Annotated in this window: 21 protein-coding genes and 1 other RNA gene; 11 read left to right on the plus strand and 11 right to left on the minus strand. The window is 53.5% G+C overall.

Translation table 11 applies throughout. The features are described 5' to 3' along the window. Positions 1-5: 5 nt before the first annotated feature. From N8H74_RS16220 to N8H74_RS16230, 3 genes are all read left to right on the plus strand, one after another. Positions 6-287, plus strand: coding sequence for a hypothetical protein (locus N8H74_RS16220; RefSeq protein ID WP_262148759.1), 282 nt, complete (start codon positions 6-8; stop codon positions 285-287). A gap of 96 nt (positions 288-383) precedes the next feature. Then, positions 384-773: a transfer-messenger RNA gene (gene ssrA, locus N8H74_RS16225) on the plus strand. Positions 774-956: 183 nt separating this feature from the next. Beyond that, the gene (locus N8H74_RS16230; RefSeq protein ID WP_262148761.1) at positions 957-2,213 is read left to right on the plus strand and encodes an integrase domain-containing protein; all 1,257 of its coding nucleotides are present in this window, start codon (positions 957-959) and stop codon (positions 2,211-2,213) included. 197 nt (positions 2,214-2,410) lie between these two features. Here the strand turns inward: N8H74_RS16230 and N8H74_RS16235 are convergent, their stop codons facing one another. From N8H74_RS16235 to N8H74_RS16245, 3 genes are read right to left on the minus strand one after another with little or no spacing between them, the layout of a single operon-like run. Next, positions 2,411-3,079 carry a hypothetical protein gene (locus N8H74_RS16235; protein WP_257374981.1) on the minus strand — a complete coding sequence of 223 codons (669 nt, stop codon included), beginning with the start codon at positions 3,077-3,079 and terminating at the stop codon, positions 2,411-2,413. Between the two features lie 2 nt (positions 3,080-3,081). Continuing rightward, complete coding sequence (locus N8H74_RS16240) at positions 3,082-4,173, minus strand: hypothetical protein (RefSeq protein WP_257374983.1); 1,092 nt, start codon at positions 4,171-4,173, stop codon at positions 3,082-3,084. Further along, complete coding sequence (locus tag N8H74_RS16245; RefSeq protein ID WP_257374985.1) at positions 4,161-5,153, minus strand: hypothetical protein; 993 nt, start codon at positions 5,151-5,153, stop codon at positions 4,161-4,163. Before N8H74_RS16245 ends, N8H74_RS16240 begins: the two co-directional genes overlap by 13 nt. Positions 5,154-5,430: 277 nt before the next feature. Between N8H74_RS16245 and N8H74_RS16250 the strand changes: the two genes are divergently transcribed. From N8H74_RS16250 to N8H74_RS16275, 6 genes are all read left to right on the plus strand, one after another. After that, positions 5,431-5,703, plus strand: a complete 273-nt coding sequence (locus N8H74_RS16250; RefSeq protein ID WP_174446962.1) for a hypothetical protein — start codon at positions 5,431-5,433, stop codon at positions 5,701-5,703. A gap of 92 nt (positions 5,704-5,795) precedes the next feature. Then, positions 5,796-6,764 (plus strand): DUF932 domain-containing protein, encoded by a 969-nt coding sequence (locus N8H74_RS16255; RefSeq protein WP_257374987.1) that lies wholly within the window; start codon positions 5,796-5,798, stop codon positions 6,762-6,764. Between the two features lie 79 nt (positions 6,765-6,843). Then, positions 6,844-7,845, plus strand: coding sequence for a lambda-exonuclease family protein (locus tag N8H74_RS16260; RefSeq protein ID WP_262148765.1), 1,002 nt, complete (start codon positions 6,844-6,846; stop codon positions 7,843-7,845). Positions 7,846-7,936: 91 nt separating this feature from the next. Then, positions 7,937-8,830, plus strand: coding sequence for a hydrolase or metal-binding protein (locus N8H74_RS16265; protein ID WP_262148767.1), 894 nt, complete (start codon positions 7,937-7,939; stop codon positions 8,828-8,830). A gap of 55 nt (positions 8,831-8,885) precedes the next feature. Next, a complete protein-coding gene (locus N8H74_RS16270) occupies positions 8,886-9,074 on the plus strand; it encodes a hypothetical protein (RefSeq protein ID WP_257374992.1) in 189 nt (62 codons plus the stop codon). Between the two features lie 59 nt (positions 9,075-9,133). Then, positions 9,134-9,469, plus strand: a complete 336-nt coding sequence (locus N8H74_RS16275; protein ID WP_262148769.1) for a hypothetical protein — start codon at positions 9,134-9,136, stop codon at positions 9,467-9,469. Here N8H74_RS16275 and N8H74_RS16280 read toward each other — a convergent pair. Beyond that, positions 9,466-9,813: a helix-turn-helix transcriptional regulator gene (locus tag N8H74_RS16280; RefSeq protein WP_257374995.1), complete on the minus strand. Its 348-nt coding sequence runs from the start codon at positions 9,811-9,813 to the stop codon at positions 9,466-9,468. The two genes, N8H74_RS16275 and N8H74_RS16280, sit on opposite strands and share 4 nt — an antisense overlap. A 139-nt stretch (positions 9,814-9,952) precedes the next feature. Here N8H74_RS16280 and N8H74_RS16285 point away from each other — a divergent pair, with 139 nt between their 5' ends. Then, positions 9,953-10,306, plus strand: coding sequence for a hypothetical protein (locus tag N8H74_RS16285; RefSeq protein ID WP_262148771.1), 354 nt, complete (start codon positions 9,953-9,955; stop codon positions 10,304-10,306). A 51-nt stretch (positions 10,307-10,357) separates the two neighbouring features. After that, positions 10,358-11,146 (plus strand): hypothetical protein, encoded by a 789-nt coding sequence (locus N8H74_RS16290; RefSeq protein WP_262148773.1) that lies wholly within the window; start codon positions 10,358-10,360, stop codon positions 11,144-11,146. Between the two features lie 264 nt (positions 11,147-11,410). Here the strand turns inward: N8H74_RS16290 and N8H74_RS16295 are convergent, their stop codons facing one another. The 7 genes from N8H74_RS16295 to N8H74_RS16325 all read right to left on the minus strand — a co-directional run bounded on the left by N8H74_RS16295 (position 11,411) and on the right by N8H74_RS16325 (position 20,501). After that, on the minus strand, positions 11,411-12,598 hold the full coding sequence (locus tag N8H74_RS16295; protein ID WP_262148775.1) for a restriction endonuclease subunit S: 1,188 nt from the start codon (positions 12,596-12,598) through the stop codon (positions 11,411-11,413). Then, on the minus strand, positions 12,591-14,225 hold the full coding sequence (locus N8H74_RS16300; RefSeq protein WP_262148777.1) for a class I SAM-dependent DNA methyltransferase: 1,635 nt from the start codon (positions 14,223-14,225) through the stop codon (positions 12,591-12,593). Before N8H74_RS16300 ends, N8H74_RS16295 begins: the two co-directional genes overlap by 8 nt. Further along, entirely contained in the window at positions 14,219-17,329 is a 3,111-nt protein-coding gene (locus tag N8H74_RS16305) for a type I restriction endonuclease (RefSeq protein WP_262148779.1), read from the minus strand. Before N8H74_RS16305 ends, N8H74_RS16300 begins: the two co-directional genes overlap by 7 nt. A gap of 27 nt (positions 17,330-17,356) precedes the next feature. After that, complete coding sequence (locus N8H74_RS16310; protein WP_262148781.1) at positions 17,357-17,563, minus strand: helix-turn-helix domain-containing protein; 207 nt, start codon at positions 17,561-17,563, stop codon at positions 17,357-17,359. 207 nt (positions 17,564-17,770) lie between these two features. Further along, on the minus strand, positions 17,771-18,466 hold the full coding sequence (locus tag N8H74_RS16315) for an inovirus Gp2 family protein (RefSeq protein ID WP_262148783.1): 696 nt from the start codon (positions 18,464-18,466) through the stop codon (positions 17,771-17,773). A gap of 370 nt (positions 18,467-18,836) precedes the next feature. Continuing rightward, positions 18,837-19,067: an AlpA family transcriptional regulator gene (locus N8H74_RS16320; protein ID WP_003235111.1), complete on the minus strand. Its 231-nt coding sequence runs from the start codon at positions 19,065-19,067 to the stop codon at positions 18,837-18,839. A gap of 57 nt (positions 19,068-19,124) precedes the next feature. Next, a complete protein-coding gene (locus tag N8H74_RS16325; protein ID WP_262148785.1) occupies positions 19,125-20,501 on the minus strand; it encodes a hypothetical protein in 1,377 nt (458 codons plus the stop codon). Positions 20,502-20,521: the final 20 nt, after the last annotated feature.

The raw sequence follows: 20,521 nt of genomic DNA on the forward strand, positions 1-20,521 counted from the left end.
TTCATATGAAACGTTCTGTACTGTTAGGTCTGTTCGTTACTGCCTCGATGATGGCCTCCACCTCGTTTGCTGCCAGCAAGCCGGACAGCCTGTGCGAAGCCAATATTCAGACCATCGAGAATGCCAAGACGCAATATCAGACGTCGACAGATCTCAATTCGCGCGTGACGGCCAGTGTGCAAAAGGCCAAGTCACTCAAAGCCGAAGGCAAGATCGATGATTGCGTCGCGGAAACCCAGCAAACCATTCTGGAAATCAGAAAAACCTCTAACGGTACGAACAACTGACCGAGCGTGCGGCCAACCTTCGGGTTGGCCTCGCCCGCCGTTTGGCGTACACTGCACAGGCTTGTTGCTCAACGAGATGTACGGGGCAATGAGTTCGGGGCCGATTAGGATTCGACGCCGGTGACGAAACTTTAGGTGCATGCCGAGTTGGTAACAGAACTCGTAAATCCACTGTTGCAACTTCTTATAGTTGCCAATGACGACCAATACGGTGCTGCTCTCGCTGCTTAATTGCAGCTGACATGCACTCCTGGTGCCTTCGGGCCCAGCAATCATCAGGGGATGTCTGTAAACCCGAAATGATTGTCATATAGAACAGAATCGCCGTGCAGTACGTTGTGGACGAAGCGGCTAAAACTTACACAACTCGCCCAAAGCACCCTGCCCGTCGGGTCGCTGAGGGTTAACTCAATAGACACGGCTACGCATGTAGTACCGACAGCGGAGCACTGGCGGACGGGGGTTCAAATCCCCCCGGCTCCACCATTTCATCATCTAAAGACGTCCACGGACGTCTTTTTTTGTGCCTGAAACCCAGTAAATACAGGGCTTTCAGCGCCATCAACGTCCACAGACGTCCAACAGCAGCCACGCTTTGTGGCATTCCAAATGGCATTCCAAGCCCAACAGTGCTAATTTTTGGAATGCCAACACCATTCTGGAATGCCAATGTGCGCACAAACTACTCGCCTCTCTGAGCTCAAAATCAAATCTGCCAAGCCTTCTGAAAAGGATTACGTCCTGTTTGACGGTGGCGGACTTCAAATGCGAGTGAGAAGCAATGGCTCCAAGCTATGGAACTTCAACTATCGACACCCCGTGACGAAGAAGCGGATCAACATGGGCTTAGGTACCTTCCCTGAAGTCTCGTTAGCGCAGGCACGAAAGGGCTCCATTGCCGCGAGGGAAGTACTTGCCCAAGGCCTCGATCCTAAAGAGCAACGAGATGCAGTGCTGCAAGCAAAGCAAGCTGAAACTGAGCACACATTTCAGAATGTCGCGACGTCCTGGTATGAACTGAAGAAGGATGCAGTGACACCAGCTTATGCCGAGGACATCTGGCGATCGTTGACGCTGCACGTTTTCCCCGATTTGGGTACCACACCAATCTCAGCCATCAACGCCCCACAAGTCATCAACCTCCTTCGGCCACTTGAAACCAAAGGCAGTCTTGAAACAGTTAAACGGCTATCACAGCGACTCAACGAGATCATGACCTACGGGGTCAACTCGGGACTGATTCACGCAAACCCACTCGGCGGAATTCGTTCCGTCTTCAAGAAGCCAAAAAAGAAGAACATGGCGGCACTTGCTCCCGATGAACTGAAAGAACTCATGGTTGCAATTGCCAATGCCAGCATAAAAAGGACTACGCGCTGCCTTATCGAATGGCAGCTCAACACCATGACCCGCCCAGCAGAGGCAGCCACCACCCGCTGGGCGGACATCGACTTCGAGAAGAGGATCTGGACGATTCCTGCTGAGCGCATGAAGAAACGCCGCATACATATCGTGCCGCTCACAGATCAAGCACTGGCTCTGCTGGAGGCAATCAAACCATACAGCGGACACCGGGAGTATGTATTTCCTGCAGACCGGGACCCTCGAACCCATTGCAACAGTCAGACCGCCAACATGGCGCTAAAGCGCATGGGCTTTGAAGGTCGGTTGGTGAGCCATGGCATGCGCTCAATGGCTAGCACTATTCTCAACGAACACGGCTGGGATTCTGAGTTGATCGAGGTTGCGCTTGCCCACGTAGATAAAGACGAGGTCCGCAGCGCCTATAACCGAGCCGACTATATAGAGCGCAGACGTCCAATGATGGCCTGGTGGAGCGAACACATCCAACAGGCTGCCACCGGCAACCTATCTGTGTCGGCAATCAGAGAAAATCGAGATAAAAAAGTTGTTTCGATACGCTGATCAAAGGGCATCCTACCGAGAGGAGCCGAGCCCCCCCGGTCTTTGCTTGAAATTCAACCTTTGGATAGGAATCGCACGGACATAGTTTTTCTCTGAGTATGCCAAAAGCGAAACAGGAACGAGCTCATTGGGTTCACTCAAATTTTCAAGGGCAATAAATAGAGCCCTGGAGTAACACCAGATCATCCCTAGCTGATCTAGCGTTTCGCCTGCAGGGCGCTCTCAATACTGCTCAAGATAAATGGCTTGAGTGGGCCGCTGATCTTACAGGCGGCTGAACGTGAAAATCCTATCTGGCCTTTAACTCCTTTGTAGACGACTTCATAGGAGGCAGCTTCAACTAGGAAATCAGCTAACCCCAGTAGTTTCACATTCTCTGTATTGATACCTTCTTTGGATGCCAACTCAATCCGAGCGAGCGAATTGGCTCTAGGAATCGCTCCTGAAACTTTCAGGCTGTTTAGGGTTTTGCTAGTGGCTTTCTCCAAGGCCGCCTGTACCAACCTGTCACTGATGACGATCTGCTCACAAGCAAAGCCAAACCCTACAGCGGCCTCCAGCGCGTTCAACATTTCACGTATTGACCTTGCTGGACTCTCAATCCGGAAGATGGTGAAGCCCTCGTTGAGGACAGTAACATACTGGGAGTTGACGGTAGCGACCTGCTGATACTCATAATTCCCATCACTATCCAGGCGGACAGCATTGATAGTAGATGGCCAGATATAGCGAAAGGTTGACTCGCTTGCGTCGCTCAGAAAGCCTGTTGTGCTGGCATTGTCGTAACCTACGTCTCGTAGTTTGGTAAAGAACTCAGCCACAGAGCAGGGTAGGCGAACCTGATACCACTTGTAGCGTGAAATCATGATTACTCATCTCCTTGAGTGCATTCAGCCCTAAGCTTCTGCATCTGTTCACGTGCAGTTTTCTCAATCAACCTGGACATTGAGTCAATCTCAGCTTTCAAGGGCGCACGCCTTTTGCCTAGTTTGCCATCTACGTATGGGTATACAGACTTGATCAGGATCGAGAAGTCTGTGCAGCTTATTGGATCTGCAAACAAAACCTCCACGCTAATTACATCCCCATTGCCAAGGACTCGCTGCGCAGTCCAACACATCTTGAAAATATAGAATGCATCTTCATGTACAAGATCAAGAAGCAAGGAAGATCGTGTTATACCATTACCTTTGAGCAATACTTTTTCGATATGTGTTTCGTGTTCATCAGAGGCTAACCCCTCATCGTCGGCATTTAACTTCGGCTTATACACATAAACGTCTGAAACATCGCGACGACTGAAGCCCTCTAGGCTTGTACTGAGTTCAATGAAGAAACGCGTTCTCATCTTTGGATCAATCACGTCATACAGGTTTACCGTGACGCGCTCAATTTCATCGGGCACTACCGAGTCCACCTTCGCTACAATTTCATCCCGCACAGAGCTCATAAATTCGTTCTGTGCATTGTTGATCAGATAGCCTTCAGCAGTCTTAATAAACTCGACAACCCCATCTTTTATTTGCTGTTGCGCAAATTCAGTTTTCTTGTAGTCAATGAGTGAATACTGGATCCTCAGAGAGAAATCATTACCACTCCTAACAATATGTGCGATATCTCCATTGGCAACGATTTGCTTCTTGATCTCTTCAAGAGCGAATTTAAGCTCCTCTGGATCAATGGTACCAACAAGATCCATAGAGGTAGTGCGCTCCCTTCGCGGAAGAATGCCCAGCTTCTCCGATATGATCTTGTGGTCGTAGTAGTCATGAGGAAGACGAGAGAAATACTCAGCCAGATCGTCTCTCGGAGTCTTTTTGGAGACAATCATGTTGCGGCGCTCGAAGAGCACGGCCAAGGTGGGGGAATCCACCCGATGCTGAATCAGAGCATCGAAGACATTTTTGTCCGATGCATAGTACATGGCTGGGCCGAAAGTCCTTTTCTTCAATTGCGCCACCCCATCCAACCTGGATTATACGAGTCAGTCACTGCAGTCACCGCCTCAAAGCTGATCGCGTTAAGAACGGTTTCCCGAATCGGATCGAAGCCCCAAGCCTTGGCGTATCTCTCTTTAGCGGCTTTGAAGTTCGCTACCATCTGAGGGTCGGCACTAGGCACTGTGACCCGAATTTGAACTGACTTGCCAGACTCCAACATCTGATATCGCGACAGACTGTCCAAAAAATATTCGAACTCAGTATGCGAGGCGCCCGGGCGATTGTAGTACACCACGTAACCTGGCTCGGTCTTGTCCGTACCTTTGTGCTGGACAATCAAGTAAGGGCTGGTAAGCGCTTCAATAGTTGCCGGTTGTCCCCACACGTCCCCCTGCCGCCGACGCAATACTAGGTCAGGATAGTAAAAGGTGTACTCACTGGACATCTTCTTCTGACTCGTCAGGCGAATCATATCGTTGGCAATAGTAAAGAGACGATTGATGTCATGCGGCCCAAGGTAGTGAAGATAGACATTGGGCGGTATCGGGATTGAGTCAAAGCCAATCTTTTCAATCAGACTGTAAAACGGTTTCTCATAACCGTGATCATGGTTGTGCACGAAGAGAAGCCCACGAACTTCATAGTTGTCACAGTCAGTAATTGCGAAAGTATTTCGCCAGGAGTCTGAATCCCTGGCGCACTCGACGGTGATCGCCAAAGACTTGAAGGCGTCGCGCAGCTTTTGCTTGCCGATGCTTTCTTTTTTGTAGGCTTTGAGGTCGGTGTGCAAGTAGATCGTGCTGCCGAGGTAGGGGTCTTCATAGTAGAAGATGGCATCGCCAGGGTGTTTTGTCTTCGGCTTGTCGTCGCTACCCAGGTGAGTAGGACAGTGGCAGTCAAAATTCTCGTTCCACTTGCCCTTCATCTGCCAGAAGAAGCTGCTGAAGATATCGACTGAAAGCTTCTCGGCAATCTCACCAACGTTTACGGTTTCCGACATGGCTCCTCCTAAGCAATCGATCCTGGCTCTCAGACCAGAGAATGAGGAGCCAGCATAACAGGATCAAAGGCGTGTAGAAGCCAGCTGCCACTACTTCGCATTAAGTCGATTAATTGCGCCTAACCAATATCCTCACTGTAGGCCTACCTTAAAAATCCGACTCGAAAAATACTTAACACTACATAACCACCTTGACTACACCATCAAGGAGGTTCGCCCCATGTCATTGCAGTGTCCTCGCTGTCATTCCCCCAAAGTCGCTTCTTTCCATCACGCTATGAAAGTCGGCGCGGCCATCGGCACCGTGGGTGGTGCTGCGCGCGGCGTCAGTGCTGCGCTAGCTGGAGGCCAAGCGGGCGCGCTTATTGGCGCTATCGCCGGCCCTGTCGGTATCACACTCGGTTCGGTGTCGGGTGCCATCCTCGGCGGGTTGGCCGGCGGTGTCGGCGGCTGTGCTCTCGGCGCCCAACTGGGTGAGTCGCTCGATCGCCACGTCCTGGCCCACAACCTCTGCTTGCTATGTGGCCACCGCTTCAACCTCCCGACCTAACCAAGTCAACTTCCCTTCTATTTATTACGTCCGGTCGGTGCTGCGCTCTGCGTGGCGCTTTATGCCGGCTTGCACCTAACGGAATTACAACCATGGCTCATCTCGTCGAAACTATGGCCTATGCTGGCGAAACTCCCTGGCATGGCCTAGGCAATCAGCTCACTCAGAAGCAACCCATCGAAGTTTGGCAACGCGAAGCCGGCATGGACTGGGAGATCCAGGAAAGCCCGGTTCACTTCAAATCAGAGACCATCGGCCATCTGGGCGCGATCCATTCCTTCCCCGAGCAGAAGGTGCTCTTCCGCTCGGACACCAAAGCACCGCTGTCGGTGGTTTCCCAGCGCTACCACACCGTGCAGCCGCGGGAGGTACTGGAGTTCTACCGCGATCTCACCGAGGTCTCCGGCTACGAGCTGGAGACTGCGGGGGTACTCAAGGGCGGTCGCAAGTTCTGGGCGCTGGCGCGTACCGGTCAAGGTGCTGCGCTCAAGGTTAACGATCAGGTCAACGGCTACCTGCTGTTAGCCACGTCCTGCGACGGCACCCTGGCCACCACGGCAACACCCACCACCGTGCGCGTGGTCTGCAACAACACCTTGACCATCGCCCTGGATGGCACCAGCCGTGCGATCAAAGTGCCGCACAACACGCGTTTCGATCCGAAGGCGGTGAAGAAGCAGCTCGGCATTGCCGTCTCGCAATGGGACGACTTTATGTACCGCATGCGTGCCCTAGCCGAACGCAAAGTGCAGTGGCATGAGGCGCTGGGCTTCTTTATGAATGTGCTCTGCGAAACCAATCCGACCGCTGCGCTGCCGGAGGTGTTGCCCAACGAGCGCGCCCTGCGCAAGGTCCAAGAGCTGTACGAGGGGCGTGGCCGGGGCAGCCAGCTGGACTCGGCACGCGGCACGGCCTGGGGCCTGCTCAACGCTGTGACCGAGTACGTCGACCACGAACGCCGTGCCCGCAGTAACGAGTACCGCATGGACTCAGCCTGGTTCGGCCAGGGTGCGCAGATAAAGCAACGCGCCCTGGACACCGCTCTGCAACTGGTCGCCTGACCGCTTACTTACTCCCCCCATAACGCCCGATCAGCCTTGTTGCTGATCGGGCGTTTCTATTTTCCGCAAGGTGAACGCTATGAAAGCTACTCCGTTGACCAGCGCCAGCAAGTCGCGCCCGGCACTGCGCTTGATCAGTACAAAGGAATTACCGCGTGAAGATTGGCTGGCCGTGCGTAAGCAGGGCATTGGCAGCTCGGATGCCGCCGCGGCGGTCGGTCTGAATCCCTACAAGTCGCAGCTGGAACTGTGGCTGGAGAAAACCGGTCGCGACACCACGCTGCCGAAGGCCGACCCGCACGATGAGCAAAGCCCAATGTACTGGGGCAATGTCCTCGAACCTGTCGTGGCCTGGCATTACAGCAAACGCTCCCAGAACAAGGTTCGGCGCATCAACGCTGTGCTGCAGCATCCGGATCCCGAGCTGCCCTGGATGCTGGCCAACATCGACCGCGAGGTGATCGGTGCGGACGATGTGCAAATCCTCGAATGCAAGACAGCCGGCATAAACGGGGCACGCCTCTGGAAAGATGGCGTGCCCGAGTATGTGGAGTTACAAGTGATGCACCAGCTCGCTGTCACCGGCAAACGGGCGGCAGATGTAGCCGTGCTACTCGGTGGCCAGGCGTTGGAGATTCATCGCATCGAGCGTGACGAGCAGATGATCGCTCGTCTGATCGAGCTGGAGCGCAAGTTCTGGCACTACGTGGAAACAGATACACCGCCGCCGGCTGATGGTTCTGCCTCGGCTGAAATGGCGCTGCGCTGTCTCTATCCAGAGGACAACGGCCGGACCGTCGACTTCAGTGGCCGCGCCGGTTTGGCAGCGGTGTACCTTGAGCTCAAGGCTGTGCGCGAATCCATCAGTGAGAAGGAAAATCGCGAAGCCCAGCTCAAGCAGACGCTACAGCAGGCCATGGGTGAAGCGACCCGAGCGGAGTTCAGCAACGGTTTTATCAGTTGGCGCAAAGCCAAGGACAGCGTAGGCCTGGACGTCACTCAGTTGCTCAAGGACAAGCCGTACCTGCAAGCCAAGTACCCACTACTGAAGCCTGGTGCGCGACGCTTTTTGGTCGGCTGATTCCCCATTCCCCTCAACCATTCCCTCCCTTGGCCAGTCCATGCAGTTCGTTCTGCGTTGCTGGCCTTTTTTCGTTTGTAGGAGAACCACCATGCTCAAAGGTCTGGCTATCACCCCGCCGGTACTAGGTCGGATTTCTATCGGCAAGGTCATCGAGAAGAACGGCAAACGCCTGCCAGAGAAAGATGACCAGTTCACCATCACCTCGCAGGTGCAAGGCAAAGACGGTTGGTTACTGCACCCGCTCAATGACGAGCTGCGCAAAAGCCAGGAAGACAAGCTACGCAGCATCCCGGTCCGCCTGCTGTTCAATGAACCGGAACTGAATTTTCGCGCCGACTACACCCTGTTTGATCGGCAGACAGGTCGCCCCGTCTGCGTAGGCAATGGCGAAACCTGCAAGCGTGCTACCCAGAAGGGCATGCAATCGCTGCCCTGCCCGTCGCCCGATGCCTGCCCACTGGCCAAAGGCGGTGCCTGCAAACCTTACGGGAGGCTGAATGTGCTGGTTGGAGATGACGATCCGCTTGGCAGCTTTGTGTTTCGCACCACCGGCTTCAACAGCATCCGCACACTGGCCGCTCGCATGCATTACTTCCAGGCTATCTCCGGCAACCGCCTGGCCTGCCTGCCGCTAGAGCTGCGTCTACGTGGTAAATCGACGCGCCAAAGCCATGGCACGCCGATCTTCTACGTCGATCTCACGGTACGTAATGGCATGGGTATGACCGAAGCACTACAGAAAGCGAGCGACCTCGATACACATCGGCAAACAGCTGGTTTCAACCAGACGGCATTGGATGAGACTGCTCGCCGGGGTTTCGGCAATGGAGCCTTCGAGGACAGCGAAGAGGACAGTCACGTCGTGATCGAAGAGTTCTTCACAAACTCGGAGCCCGCCAGAACCTCTAGCCAGGGTGAATCGCAGCCAGCTCCCAACTCTCTCGCTGGCAAGCTGGAAGCTCTCGCCTCACAGGCCCATTGAATCGAACCTGCCTGTGCTGAGTAATCTGCCAGGCAAAAGCTTTTGGAGATCCGCCATGCCTCTACTGCGATTCTTGCTCTGTTTGTTCATTTTCGTCGGTGCGCTCGCCGCCGCAGGAGCGCTGGTGCTAAGCATTCTGCTCATGCTGCGTTTCCCACCTCTGTTACTGGCCGTGGTGCTGGCCTGCTGGATCCTGAGTCGCTTACTCAGGCTACTGTCCCCCGACCAGAAAAATCCCACCTGAAATACTCAAAATCACCGTGCGCGGCCGTGTCCATGGCCGCTTTTCCAGGAGAATGAATCATGCTTCGACACTGCTTGATCTGCGACTCCAAGGCCGTCCTGATCCGGGAAGCAGCCAAGGGAATCGCACTGCTGGCCGGCCTAGCTGACAGAGCTTTGCGAGAAGTGCAGAAAGCGAATGAGGATACCCAAGCGCCAGTCAGCCATCTGCTCATAAATGGGTTGGCCGCTATCACTCCCGCCTATCCATCGGCATTGCGGGTAGCCGAGGATGTCGCCAAATATCACTTCGCGGGGTTCAACTGCTTGTGCCTGCGCTGTGGTGCTCTGTTCGACGAGCCAGGGAACATGAATCCTCTGAAACAACAAAGCAACCGCCGTGACTTAGCCCATTAGTTGCGATCGAGTCTAGTGACAAGACGCTCCACCATGTCCATGACGAAGTCGCGGTCATGCGCCTCCAGTCTAGACAACAAGTCATAGAGCCTCCGCGCCTGATCTTCTGGGCGAGAACTCCCCTCGGTCAGCAAATCAGCCGTTTCACAACCAAAAACCGCCGCCAATTCGACCAAACGCTCGATGTTAGGCATGACGATCCCACGCTCGATACGGGATACGGCCTCGCTTCCAATCCCAAGTTTTTCCGCAACCTGCTCCTGACTCAGCTTGCAACGAGCACGCTGGCGAGCAATTGCTTGACCAACAAGCTCCGCCAGCTGCTTCGATTCGGTTTTTGACATGCCACCCTCCAGTTCAACCTGGATGGTTGGGCATCAACCTGTTGACATGAAGGACCTCCCAAACCGAGACTCACCTCAAAAGGTTGATATTCGACTTTTTCTCTAATCCACCACCTCATGCAGGGAGCTCAGAAAAACCATGATCGTCATAACCGGTCTGAATGAAGCGCAGATTGAAGGTCTCGTGAGAAGCAAAGCGTCCTTCGAGATCCATGGCCTCAGAGGCAATTTCATGGCAGGTATCAAACTGGTTGAAACCAAGATTGAAAGCCAGGGGCTGAAGTGTCGAGTTAAAAGCGATGTGAAAAGTGCAGTGGTGCAAGGCGGCGCACTCGGGGCTGTATTCAGTGTACTGACAACACCCGCCACGTTGACCATAGCGACATTAACGGCAGCAGCAGGGGTAGGCCATACGCTCGTTACGTACAACCCCGACTACGAAATCATCAAGGACTACGTCAACAAACAGCTCAAGGTTGTTTACAAGCAATAGCAGCCTGTTCAAGACCTCTTTCTCTCTCACCTTCATAGTAAGAAACAGACCATGAAACGTATTTTTAGCATTCTCCTTCTCGCGCTCTGCGCCCAAGCCAACGCTGAAATCTCCGCGTACCAAGGTACAGCGGCTTTCTTTCCCGACGAGAAATCGACGCACAACCTCCCGGAGGCAATTCCATGCGTCACCCGCCCAGCAGCGACGGGTCAACCGATGCTCTTTTGTACTTGGCTCACCAGCACGCGCTACGTGGATATCTGGGACGCTCAGCGCCAGCAAAACGTCCGTATCACCAACAAGGTCAATGGCATGTGTCAGCGTGGCAACTGCCGAATCCAAGGTGCAGAGGTAGGTCACTGGAAGGAGAACACTCCGTTCCAACTCTCGATCTGGTATCGCATAGGCAGTAGCACCGATGGCAAGCCAGTCGCCTACCGCACCGACGCTAATCGGCAAGTATCGTACGTTGAAGCTGGCAGTCTCTTGATGAAGTTCTATCTGGATGCAGGCGTCCCAGACAATGAACTGGTTTCGACCTTCGATAAGCGTTACATCGGTGGCTGGGCCGCGTGGAATCAGGAGAAAGGCGGGGCTGCATCAGCAGCGAGGAACACCCCTCCCGCTCCCCAGTCCGAATGGCCAGAAGTCAAAACCGCCTGGTGCAACCCGCAAGCTGATGACGACTGCTATATCAACAACAAGAAGGTACCAATCGCAGAACTGGGTAAATGGTTGCCCGACATCAGCGAATCAAATGCTGACCAGCTAGGCGGCCACTGTGAAACCATCCTCTGCTTCGACAAAGACGACCAGCCGATGGGCTATCTGTTGCAATAAAATCCTGAGCCCTGCCGGAGCAGTGAAGCACAATCGGCTTGGTAATCTTGGAAATAGGGGGCATACGCCCCTTATTGGTTGCACTACAGCTTTTATTTTTTGACCAACTTTATTCGCATATCCCACCAGACGAAAATATTGGCATTAACCACTGTCTAGTACGCAGATTATTTTGCGTTGCTCAAGAATGCCTAGCATGGCTGAGAAGCTCTGCATGAGGCAATCTTTGCTCAACCTTATGAGCATCAGTCACGGCAGAATGACTTAAGCAACCGTGACTTGACCATTCATTAGCATGGGCAGCAGCCAGTCACGAAGCTGGGTGAGCTGCTGATTTTCCTGCTCAAGCAAATCTTGTCGCCGGAAAATCGGCTCTACGCGCTGACTGAATTTCGCGACAATAGTTTGCTCTGGCCGTGTGATTTTCACTGTTTTCAACACGGCCGCAGACACCTCCTTAAAGGTTGATCCAGACGCGTATTGAGTAATGGCTTTCATTGAACTCATAACGGTGTAGTAAATGAATGCGGAGGAGTAGCCATTGCAGGGAATAAAAGATTTGAAGCCCTGATTTGTGGTCAGCTCGGCGCGGGCGATAGCCATATAACCAATAGGTGCGCGGGAACTGAGCAGAACTGTACCTGCAGGGTATTTCTTCAGCGAGGCGTCCTTAATTCCTTCGTCAGAAACGTCCTGTGCGCCTCGGGTGATGAATTTGTTGCTCTGATTATCGGACAGATCGTTAGGAGTGATCCACGGCGTACCATTGGTAGTGAAGTTATCCGGATTTTTCGTTGACGGCGTACTACCGCCGACAATCTGCCCAAGATCATTCAAGGTGCCGTCCGTCCAGCCCTCGGGGATCTCGCGCTTCAGGGTGGCGTTATATCTCATCTTGCCGCCAGAGGATTTGTAGGGGTTGCCATTGGCATCAGGGAAATCGAACTGCACGAACCAGTAGTCGTGCAGCGTTTTAGCCATCATTTCCAGTTCGGCGTTGATACGATTGTTGCAGTCAATCTTGGCGTCCAAGGCGGAAAGGACGGCGGAGATTTTTCTTTGTTCAGGCGGCTTGGGGACAGTGATTTTTACTGGGTAGATATAATTACGATTCAGGGAAGGCTGCGCGCTACCTGAGTTCAGCTTGCTGAAGTCAATGTTCTTCAAGAGGTAATAAGCAAAATAGGGATCATTGCCCTTGAAGTCAGTAACGAACATTGCGGTGTTGTGCGGCCAGAAGTCTTCCTTTGAAAAGTACACCTGACCAAATGATCCCCCGCATCGGCCCACAACGATGCCCGGTGCTGAAGCAAGCGCTTTATTGTGAAATCCATTTTGACCGGCGGCACCAACTACGGGAATATTGCCAACTTCTCGTTCATCTCCAGTTAGATCGTATCCCCGCTGCAGCGATAAAAACTGGCCAATGGTCATTGGCTGCCAATTATTCATATCGCAACCCCGCCAATTTTTTTCGGATGTCCTCTTCCTGCCCAGCTGACTCCTTGAACAACTTGTCCAAACTGTCAGCAAATCCCTGCAACTTTGCAGCGAACTGTGCAGGAGTCAGGTCGGCGTATTCAATCTTCACCTCAAAATACTGCCCGGCACTCAGGCTGTAATTCTTTCCAGCGATATCGGCATAACTCACCACGACCGAGAAATGCTCAACCGCTTGCTTGCCATTGAAGGCAGCAATGATCCGGTCTTCCTCGGCGTCTGAGAGCAAGGTTTTCTGGTTCTTGCCGTCCTTGACCTTGGTGCCGAGGCCGGATGCGTCGATCAGAACCACATTTTCTTTGTTGGCGGCATCAATGAACACGATGGATACGTTGGTTCCGGTCGTGGCGAAGATGTTGCTGGGCATGGAGACTACGCCTGCCAGCATTTTGTTATCCACCAGGTGCTGCCTGATAGCTTTGTCAATACCGCTTTGCGCAGTGATAAAGCCGCTGGGTACTACCACAGCCGCTTTACCGCCGGGTTTAAGCGAATGGATGATGTGCTGCAGGAACAGCTGGTATATGGCCATCTTGTCGACGGCCTGCTTGGGAATGCTCGGCACTCCGGCGAAGAAACGCTCCTGATGCTCCTTGCTGTCCAGTTCGTTACGGAAATCGCTGAAATCCATCTTGAACGGTGGATTACTGACGATATAGTCGAATTTTTTAAGCGCCTTGCCCTCCCGATGGTAGGGGTGGAGCATGGTGTTGCCCTGGATGATGTTAGGGATGGAGTGCACCAGGTTGTTGAGGATCAGGTTCAGGCGCAGCAGGCTGGATGACTTTTGTGAGATGTCCTGCGAATAGATGCTGCAGCGCTGCTCCCCGATAGCGTGGGCGATATTCATCAACAGGGTACCGGAGCCGGCGGAAGGGTCGTAGCAGCTCACGTTCCTGATTTTGCCGCGCGCATTCTCCGGCACCAAGATGGCCGCCATGATCTTGGCCACGGCGTGGGGAGTGTAGTACTCGGCGTATTTGCCACCACTGTCCTTGTTGTAATCCTTGATCAGGTATTCGAAAAGCGCGGCGTAGAAGTCGTACTTCTGGGTGAAGATGCGCTCGAAGCTGAACTCCACCAGCTTGTTGATCAGTGCGCGGCAAAAATTGTCGCGTTTTGACGGGTCGGAGATGAATTCGCTGACTCGATCAAAAAGCCTGATCTTCTCGCCGCCGTCGGTTTTGACTGCGAAGATATCGTTATTGGTAAAGGCGATATCTTGCAGAGTGTCGTCAAACAGCTTGGCGAATTCGGGAGCATTCTGCCGACCGAACAGATGGGCTAGAAAGTGTTCAGGCTTCAGGCGGGCAGTATCCGGTCCCATCTGCAGCTGCAACATGTCCAACTCATCAACGCTAAGACTAGCCATAGCCTGCTCCCAAGTAAGGGCCTGGCCTAGCTCGGGTCGGATTCTCTTGGCTTCGAAGGTGAATTTATCGTTGAGAAACTTATAGAGAAAGACCTGGGTGATGATCTTAAACTCATTGCCATCGTTACCCAGGCCATAGGCAGCGCAGATGCCCTTGAGACTGTCGATCAATTGGCGGGTGCGTTGCTCAAATTCTTGCGTTACCACGTACGTGTTCCTGTTCGAGTGCCAGAGGCAAATTCATTAATGTATTCGGCCACCACCAACTGGTTAATGGCGCGGGAAGCGTCTGGAGTGAGCTGGATTTTCTGGTGAATTTGGAACTCGCCAATCACCAGCGGCATCATCATTCCTTCGAAGTAGCTTTCGTTATTCACTAACTGGGTGTTCTGCAGCACCTGCTCGTCGGCTGCCTGTTTTACGCCAGAGAGCGCTTCAAACAGGCGGCGTTCGGTTTGCGTGAGGCCACCACGCTCTTGCAGGCGCTTGTGGATGCGGGTGTATTTGACATCGCCCTGGTATTTGGCACGCAGTAGGTTGTTCTGCCGATTGAGCTCTTTGACCTGGTCATGAATCGCGTTGAGCGCGCCGATGTTGGCGGTCATTTCGTCCTGGGTAACTTCGTTGAGTTTTTTCTTCTTGAAAAGCCGCTCCAGCTCCTCCCTCAGAGTGATGAACTTGGGGTCTTGCTGATCGAAATTGTCGGCCAGGGCTTCGCGGGTCTGACGCAGAGTGTTCTTGAGCTTGTCAGCCAGTACCAGCTCTTCTTCCCGGATCTTGGTGAACATGAACAGCACATCTTCCAGCGCCACGTTGAGCAGGTTGCTGGTGTCAGTGCTGGATTCGATGCTCTCTTTCAGGTTGAGCATATCGAGGTGGTTGCAGGTTTCACGGTAGAGCCGGTTAAGCTTCTGAAAATCAAGCTGCTGCAGGAGTGCGTAGTCAGCCTGTAGGCGAATCAGGTTATAGAGGCTGCGGGCGTCGGCAAGTGCTTTCTTGAGCGCCAGCACTGTGGCGCGATCCTGAATTTGGGTGATCTGCCGCGAAAACTCTTCGGCGTTTTCGATGTTGAATCTGAATAGGATGTCCTTTATCGCTTCGATTTCCTCGGCGATTTCTTCAGCGGATTTGAACAGGTTGGAGTAGTGCTCAACCTCATCGCCTAGCTCGGCCTGCAGCTCGTCGAAATAGGCCTTGTTGGTGGCGTCGAACTCCTTGCGGATGTCAGCGAAATCGACCACATAGCCATAGCGAAAATCCTTGTAAGTGCGATTGACGCGGGTGAGTGCCTGCAGCAGGTTGTGTGAACGGATCACACGGCCAAGGTAGAGTTTTTTCAGGCGCTTGGCATCGAAGCCGGTAAGTAGCATGTTATAGACGAAAAGTAGGTCGATCTTGCCCGCCTTGAAATCTTCCACCCATTGCTTGCGCTCTTCTTTGCTGCCCACGTCGTGCAGGATCAATGCGGCGCTTGTGGCGCGGTTTTCCAGCAGGCTGCGGGCGGCATAGCTGCCAGGCTGCGCAGCAGTGATCAATGCTTGCGAGGAATCCTGCTGGTTGTGACTGGGCTGGCCCTGCTTGGCATGAACAGCGTTGAAGATCTCGAACATCTGCCGGGCCTGGTCGGCACTGTCACAGATCACCATACCGCCAATGCTGGCATCAGATAGGGCACCGCGGCTCTTTTCAAAATCACGCACGATGTAGTCGAGCATAGGCTCGACGAACTTCGGGTGGGCGTAGATAAGCTTACGGTCGATATCGCCTTGCTGCAGCTCTACCGCAGCTAGCGCTTCCTGAAGGACCATTTTGTAGTTGGTGGCAATTTCTTCACGGATCAGGCGCAGGGTATAGCCGTCGGCGATGGATGCGTTGTAGTAGTACTTGTGGATGTAGTCACCGAACAAGGCGCGAGAGTTGAAATCATCGCCCAGCAACGGGGTACCAGTAAGACCAATTTTGATGGCATTGCGGTCCGACTGACTGAGGTTCGCGAGGAAGCTACCTTGCGGGTTGTAGCTGCGGTGCACTTCGTCAAGAAAGTAGACGCGCTGGATATTGACGTCGTAATCCTCGGTACGCACCACGTCCGGGTCATCCTGAAATTTCTGGATGTTAACCACAGTAATCTCTGGCTTACCGCTGTGGTTGTGCAGCACCTGAGTGGCCTTAATGTCACGAGCGAAGGCTTCGCGGCTGTCGACCGTGTGGACGATCAGTCCACGGCCACTGAATTCGCGCTGAGCCTGAATAAGAAGATCAAGCCGGTCGACGATGAAATAGAACTTGGGAATTATGCTCTGACGCTGGAAGTAGTCCGTTAGAAAACGGGTGTTGTAATAGGCCAACGCGGTTTTCCCGCTGCCTTGGGTGTGCCAGATGATGCCCTTGCGTACACCAGCATCGAGCTTCTTCTCAATCGCCTTGGTGGCGAAAAGCTGCGGGTAACGCATGACGTGCTTTTGCAGGCCATCCACTTCGTTGACATACACGAGCGCAAAACGCAGTAGAAAGGCCAGGCGTTGGCGGCTGAACAATGACATGCAGATGCGGTTGGTCGGCGCAGCGGGATCTTTGTTACTGAGAAACTCCGGGCTGTGCTTGATGACGTTGAGATTGTTGTCGCGCAGAACTGTGTTCTCGACGTCATCATCTTCGCTAACTAGCAGCTCGGCCAGATTCAACGCTTCCTCTTCGCGGAAGTAGTTAAAGATCGGAACGTCATACGAAGGGCTGGCATAGAACGCACCTTCGATGGGCTGCGGCGAGCCGTCTTCGTACTCCATGTTGTTGGAGAAAACCATCAGCTGGGTGATGTTGATGAAACGACGGAAGCGCGGATTGCGGCAGCGCGTGATGATGCGGTTACGCTCGGCCAGAACGCCTTCGCGGTTGTGGGGTTTCTTGACCTCAATAAAGGCCAGCGGCATGCCATTGATAAGCAGAGTGATGTCGGGCCGAAACTCGTCGTCGCCGTTTTTGCACGGCAGCTCGGTCACAACGTGGAAGCTGTTGTTGTCGAAATTCTCGAAGTCGATTAGACGGATGCCCGAACGTTCGGTGAGCTTGTCGTAGAACGCCTTGCCGAGATCTTCGTTATCCAACAGAAGCTTGACCTCGGCCAGCAGACGGTCGATGTCATCAGCATCTACCCCAGGGTTGATCCTGGCCAGCGAAGAACAAAAAAGCTCCGGAAAGATATTAGTTTGCTCATCCCAGGACGCCCCCTTCAGAGAGAGGTAGCTGTAGCCCAAACGAATCAGGTGCAAGATGCAGGGGATTTTGACGCGCGAATCTTCACTGAAAACCATCAGGTGTGCTTTTCCTTATGCAATGCGCTAGTTGTGTTGCGCTACGGTGTCAGAGGCATCATCCGCCCCTCCAACACGCACCCATTCATCCACCTCGGAGAGCTGAAACTTCCAAAGTCTGCCAATACGATGAGCCGGCATGCCCCGCCGCTCACGCCAGCGATATACCGTGTCCTTGGCCACACCCAAGTGAAGGGAAACCTGCTCGGCAGTGACCCAAGGTTCAGTGCTCATGGTAATTACGCTCATCATAAAGCTGTCATAGTCGTCTTAAATCGACTGGAGACTACCAGAACAGGGTACGGTTGGGCAGATCTCAGTGCCTCTTGTTATCTTCATTAGGCCCAATGCTGATGGCGGAGAGCTGTGTGCTCTGTCCATCATCAATTCGAGTAGCTATCGCCCCGCCCCCCCACCGCAGAACACACCCTAATCGCGACGTCATCCCCGGCTAGTTTCGAAGCCTCGCTGACGAGCCCCGTAGGACTTCGTAGCCTCCTTGCATAGGTAGCTGGCCCGCCGAAACAACTCCGGTAGCTCATCCATCTTGCCATCGGGGACGTCCCGGTAGATTCGATACGTGGCATTGTCAGTGATATGCACCAGCCCACGCACCTGATCGACTGATAGCTGCAAAGCACTAGCCCAAGCTTCCTGCAGTCGCGTCACGAGATTTCGACTCGTAGATTGCACCCGACCCGGCCTGTGATAAGCATCATGATTCAGCAGGAATACTAGGTGGTAGTGCGGCCTTCCACTCATTCCAACCTCCCTTGCCCAGGCATAGCGAACCTTGCAACCACGAGCATCCTGCTTGTGCTCACGCAGCTGGCTGCGGTGGTAGTCAATTTTGGCGCAGAAGGACTCGATAAACCTGCTGATGATCTTGTTGGTGTTAGCGGACAGATCTATCTCTCTTGGCAGGTGGAGGTCCACCCGGAATGCCATGACCCTAGGATACTGAGTCAGTGCCCGCTGGATAACGCGCAGGAGACTGGATAGGTACTCCTCTACATACGGCCCCTTGTCGACCATCAAGGGCAGGCCGCGGTAGGTAGGCCCGTACTGCAGATGGAGGTTGGTGTTGCCTGGATGACGAAGCGGGTGGTAGCTCGTGTTATTGGAATGACGAAGCATGGGTATGACTCCTAGTTGAGTTTCATACCGATCTTCATCATGTGTGATTTTTTACGCTCGACTGGCTACCTGGAGCTCTCCCACTGGATATCTGGTCAGTGCCTGCAGCTCATACCTCAGCAACACTGCGAACCCTACGGGTAGGAAGAGCTAGTAAAAGCATAATACTCGTGCCGCAACTGACGCTCTCGCCTGCTCCGTGATCGCAGGGTGTTTTTTCATGGCCACGCCGTGAACTTCTCCAGGGTGTCTACTCCGGAAATAAACCATCGCATTGCTCGGTCTGCTGGGGCGTCCAACGGAGGATTACACCCTAACCAGCATAAGCGCCATGACCAGCCACAGCCGGTCATGGCGCTTATGCTGGTTTCTAGCTGGCCATACTCAGGTGGCCGGTGGACCGCACTGCAGCTCCCTCAGCCAGGTCACGCTCTTCGATCCGCGCCAGGATCCAATCGTGCACCTCGCTATCGACCCAGCCGACGCAGCGGTCGCCGAGAGATACCGGTTTCGGGAAGCTACCTTCCGCGATGTATTTGTAGATGGTCGACCGGGCAAGTCCTGTCGAGTCGATGACTTCTTTTAAACGGATGATCCTCATGAACGGGGCTCCTCGTATTCGTTCAGAGGATTGGCAGGGGCGATAAAAAATAACCGCCTAGACGGTTTTCGCTCGTGCCGGCGTGAGCAAACCCGCCTTTTCTCTAAGCTCAACTGGACAAAGGGCTTCCGTAGTGACGTCCGTCGTTTCGACGTGCTCGCCGACCTCTCTCAGCAGCTTGCCACCGCCAGCCCCCCCATCAATCAACACCCCTAAACTGGCATACCCCATCCGCAAATCACTGGGGAGAAGTCTGAAGTTCAGACTTGACCAGACCAGCCCATCAACCCGTGAAAAGCGCGCCTTACACACACGCGCAAACTGAATAGTCAGCACCCATAAAAAATCTATGACTTCAGCCTCGTCGAGCAAGCTCGCATCTTTAACGTCCCTCATCGGTTTGCGAAAAATTGCGCTGATGTCGTCTCGGATGCCAAGGGCGAAGCCTGACTTGGCTAGGTGTAGCTGCTCCCAGTGCTGTGCCAGAAGGTCTGACACACGCCCACTCAAATAAAACTCAAGCTGCTCAATCGCGTGCTTGGGCGCATACCTAAAAAGGCGGATAACTGAGGCCGGTGTGGAAAGCTCAGACAACGAGTATTTATGCTTAGTAGCTGGATTGCGCCAGAGCTCAAGATCAAACCAAACATCCCCCAGGTACCGAACATCGTCAGCCCCTTCGCCCACACACTCATGCACAACGAAGCTGATCAGGTCCGTCCCCGAGGTGATTTGCCGATGGTTCAGGTTAAGGACATAACTGCTTTTGAGTTTTTCAGCAAAAATGGGACTGGCGACTCCGGGCACGTGTCGTCGAATAAACCCCATTCCAATAAGCTTCTTAATCCGTTGTTTAAGGCTTGTCTGCTCAAGGCCGGTGAGTCGACACAGCTCTACATTCCCGAGCGAATCTATTACGCCAAAACGGTCTGCATGAGCGGATAGCACTGCAAGAAGAAGTCGATTGGATCGACTGAGCAAAGAAGTGCGGTTCGGCACTGCGGCCCTCGTTTGCTCCATCTTCACGGTATTAGCCGGCATCGCATAGATTTCCACGTCCGGCCTGGTGGCGTGAATGTAAGGCCCCTTGATTAGGTGCTCGACGGCGCCAAAGTGCGGCGCAAGATCTAGGGGCCGCGAAATAAAACTCGCAATCCCGAGCTTATTGGCCACGTCGTCATGGATGCGAAACGATTTTTTTAGCCGACCGGCTCTTTGAGCCAACGCCGTTGTAGCGATGAGGACCGATTCTTTCACGAGCAAGTTGAGCGCATTGGCACACTCTCTCGTAGGCACTCCAAGGCAACCAGCCAGCTCATCAATAGTGATCGGCCCTGTGTCAGTGAACTCATAACGCAGGTAAAACGAAGCCAGGGTGAAGCGAGCCTTCGAATCAAGCCGCCCTAAATTCAGTGATAAAAGACTAATTAGCATATGCATTCCAGACATAACCA

Origin of the sequence: Pseudomonas sp. B2M1-30, from assembly GCF_025447575.1 — a bacterium.
In the GTDB taxonomy this organism is placed as follows: domain Bacteria; phylum Pseudomonadota; class Gammaproteobacteria; order Pseudomonadales; family Pseudomonadaceae; genus Aquipseudomonas; species Aquipseudomonas botevensis.

Excerpts from the sequence above, each read along its gene's own strand:
- N8H74_RS16320 (WP_003235111.1), bottom strand. The coding sequence starts at position 19,067 with ATGAGGATCATCCGTTTAAAAGAAGTCATCGACTCGACAGGACTTGCC.
- N8H74_RS16220 (WP_262148759.1), top strand. The coding sequence starts at position 6 with ATGAAACGTTCTGTACTGTTAGGTCTGTTCGTTACTGCCTCGATGATG.
- N8H74_RS16305 (WP_262148779.1), bottom strand. The coding sequence starts at position 17,329 with ATGGTTTTCAGTGAAGATTCGCGCGTCAAAATCCCCTGCATCTTGCAC.
- N8H74_RS16235 (WP_257374981.1), bottom strand. The coding sequence starts at position 3,079 with ATGATTTCACGCTACAAGTGGTATCAGGTTCGCCTACCCTGCTCTGTG.
- N8H74_RS16255 (WP_257374987.1), top strand. The coding sequence starts at position 5,796 with ATGGCTCATCTCGTCGAAACTATGGCCTATGCTGGCGAAACTCCCTGG.
- N8H74_RS16285 (WP_262148771.1), top strand. The coding sequence starts at position 9,953 with ATGATCGTCATAACCGGTCTGAATGAAGCGCAGATTGAAGGTCTCGTG.
- N8H74_RS16270 (WP_257374992.1), top strand. The coding sequence starts at position 8,886 with ATGCCTCTACTGCGATTCTTGCTCTGTTTGTTCATTTTCGTCGGTGCG.
- N8H74_RS16260 (WP_262148765.1), top strand. The coding sequence starts at position 6,844 with ATGAAAGCTACTCCGTTGACCAGCGCCAGCAAGTCGCGCCCGGCACTG.
- N8H74_RS16265 (WP_262148767.1), top strand. The coding sequence starts at position 7,937 with ATGCTCAAAGGTCTGGCTATCACCCCGCCGGTACTAGGTCGGATTTCT.
- N8H74_RS16245 (WP_257374985.1), bottom strand. The coding sequence starts at position 5,153 with ATGTCGGAAACCGTAAACGTTGGTGAGATTGCCGAGAAGCTTTCAGTC.
- N8H74_RS16280 (WP_257374995.1), bottom strand. The coding sequence starts at position 9,813 with ATGTCAAAAACCGAATCGAAGCAGCTGGCGGAGCTTGTTGGTCAAGCA.
- N8H74_RS16250 (WP_174446962.1), top strand. The coding sequence starts at position 5,431 with ATGAAAGTCGGCGCGGCCATCGGCACCGTGGGTGGTGCTGCGCGCGGC.
- N8H74_RS16295 (WP_262148775.1), bottom strand. The coding sequence starts at position 12,598 with ATGAATAATTGGCAGCCAATGACCATTGGCCAGTTTTTATCGCTGCAG.
- N8H74_RS16325 (WP_262148785.1), bottom strand. The coding sequence starts at position 20,501 with ATGCTAATTAGTCTTTTATCACTGAATTTAGGGCGGCTTGATTCGAAG.
- N8H74_RS16290 (WP_262148773.1), top strand. The coding sequence starts at position 10,358 with ATGAAACGTATTTTTAGCATTCTCCTTCTCGCGCTCTGCGCCCAAGCC.
- N8H74_RS16315 (WP_262148783.1), bottom strand. The coding sequence starts at position 18,466 with ATGCTTCGTCATTCCAATAACACGAGCTACCACCCGCTTCGTCATCCA.
- N8H74_RS16230 (WP_262148761.1), top strand. The coding sequence starts at position 957 with ATGTGCGCACAAACTACTCGCCTCTCTGAGCTCAAAATCAAATCTGCC.
- N8H74_RS16310 (WP_262148781.1), bottom strand. The coding sequence starts at position 17,563 with ATGAGCACTGAACCTTGGGTCACTGCCGAGCAGGTTTCCCTTCACTTG.
- N8H74_RS16275 (WP_262148769.1), top strand. The coding sequence starts at position 9,134 with ATGCTTCGACACTGCTTGATCTGCGACTCCAAGGCCGTCCTGATCCGG.